The organism is Saccharopolyspora griseoalba (assembly GCF_042665275.1).
GTDB lineage: Bacteria > Actinomycetota > Actinomycetes > Mycobacteriales > Pseudonocardiaceae > Saccharopolyspora > Saccharopolyspora griseoalba.
Genome location: NZ_JBHTCJ010000031.1, coordinates 1 through 1,919, shown reverse-complemented (window position 1 = coordinate 1,919; position 1,919 = coordinate 1). Strand labels below are relative to the sequence as shown.

Below are 1,919 nucleotides of genomic sequence, written 5' to 3'. Positions count from 1 at the left end.
CGCCGTCCGAGGAGTTCGCGGCGCAGGCCAACGCCACGTCGGCGCTGTACGCCGCCGCGGATGCCGACCGGGAGGCGTTCTGGGCCGAGCAGGCCGATCGGCTGCACTGGGACACCAAGTGGGACCAAGTGCTGGACTGGTCCCAGGCCCCGTTCGCCAAGTGGTTCGTCGGCGGGAAGCTCAACGTCGCCTACAACTGCGTGGACCGCCACGTCGAGGCGGGCAACGGGGACCGGGTGGCCATCCACTGGGAGGGCGAGCCCGGCGATTCCCGCACCATCACCTACGCCGACCTGCAGCGCGAGGTCTCCAAGACCGCCAACGCGCTGGCCGCCCTGGGCGTGGGCTCGGGCGACCGGGTCGCGATCTACCTGCCGATGCTGCCCGAGGCCGTGTTCGCCATGCTGGCCTGCGCCCGGCTCGGCGCGATGCACAGCGTGGTGTTCGGCGGCTTCTCCGCCGAGGCGCTGCGCAGCCGGATCAACGACGCCGAGGCCAAGGTCGTGATCACCTGCGACGGCCAGTACCGCCGCGGCAAGGCGATGCCGCTGAAGGCCAACGTCGACGAAGCCGTCACCGACACCCCCAGCGTGCAGCACGTCCTGGTGGTCAACCGCACCGACATCGACGTCGCCTGGGACGACGACCGGGACAAGTGGTGGCACGACACGGTCGACACCGCCTCCGACCAGCACACCCCGGAGGCCTTCGACAGCGAGCACCCGCTGTTCATCCTCTACACCTCGGGCACCACGGGCAAGCCCAAGGGCATCCTGCACACCTCCGGCGGCTACCTGACCCAGGCCGCCTACACCCACCACAACGTCTTCGACCTCAAGCCCGAGTCCGACGTCTACTGGTGCACCGCCGACATCGGCTGGGTCACCGGGCACACCTACATCGTCTACGGCCCGCTGGCCAACGGCGCCACCCAGGTGATCTACGAGGGCACACCGAACACGCCGCACGAGGGCAGGCACTGGGAGATCGTGCAGAAGTACGGCGTCACGCTGTACTACACCGCCCCGACCACCATCCGCACCTTCATGAAGTGGGGCGCGGAGATCCCCGCCCAGTACGACCTCTCGTCGCTGCGGGTGCTGGGCTCGGTCGGCGAGCCGATCAACCCCGAGGCCTGGATGTGGTACCGCGAGCACATCGGCTCGGACCGGACCCCGATCGTGGACACCTGGTGGCAGACCGAGACCGGCGCGATCATGATCTCGCCGCTGCCCGGCGTCACCGAGGCCAAGCCCGGGTCCGCGCAGGTGCCGCTGCCCGGCATCTCCGCCAAGGTCGTCGACGAGCAGGGCAACGACGTCGGCGCCGGCGGCGGCGGGCTGCTGGTGCTGGACAAGCCCTGGCCGTCCATGCTGCGCGGCATCTGGGGCGACCCGGAGCGCTACCGCGACACCTACTGGTCGAAGTTCGCCGACCTGGGCTTCTACTTCGCCGGTGACGGCGCGAAGTACGACGACGACGGCGACCTGTGGCTGCTGGGCCGGGTCGACGACGTCATGAACGTCTCCGGCCACCGCATCTCCACCACCGAGGTGGAGTCCGCGCTGGTGTCCCACCCGAACGTGGCCGAGGCCGCGGTGGTCGGCGCCAGCGACCCGACCACCGGCCAGGGCATCGTCGCCTTCGTCATCCTGCGCGGCGGCACCGGCGACGAGGCCAGCGGTGAAGCCGCGCTGGCCGAGCTGCGCGACCACGTCTCCTCCGAGATCGGCCCGATCGCCAAGCCGCGGCAGATCATGGTCGTGCCCGAGCTGCCCAAGACCCGCTCCGGCAAGATCATGCGCCGCCTGCTGCGCGACGTCGCCGAGAACCGCGAGGTCGGCGACGTGAGCACGCTGGCCGACTCCTCGGTCATGGACCTCATCTCGAAGGGCCTGAGCACCTCCAGCGACGACTGA

Annotated in this window: 1 protein-coding gene; it reads left to right on the top strand. The window is 70.1% G+C overall.

Going from position 1 to position 1,919, the window contains the following annotated elements; all coding sequences use genetic code 11:
- Positions 1-1,919: acetate--CoA ligase (acs, locus tag ACFQRI_RS27060; RefSeq protein WP_380673487.1), on the top strand; the 1,919-nt coding region annotated here is incomplete at its 5' end.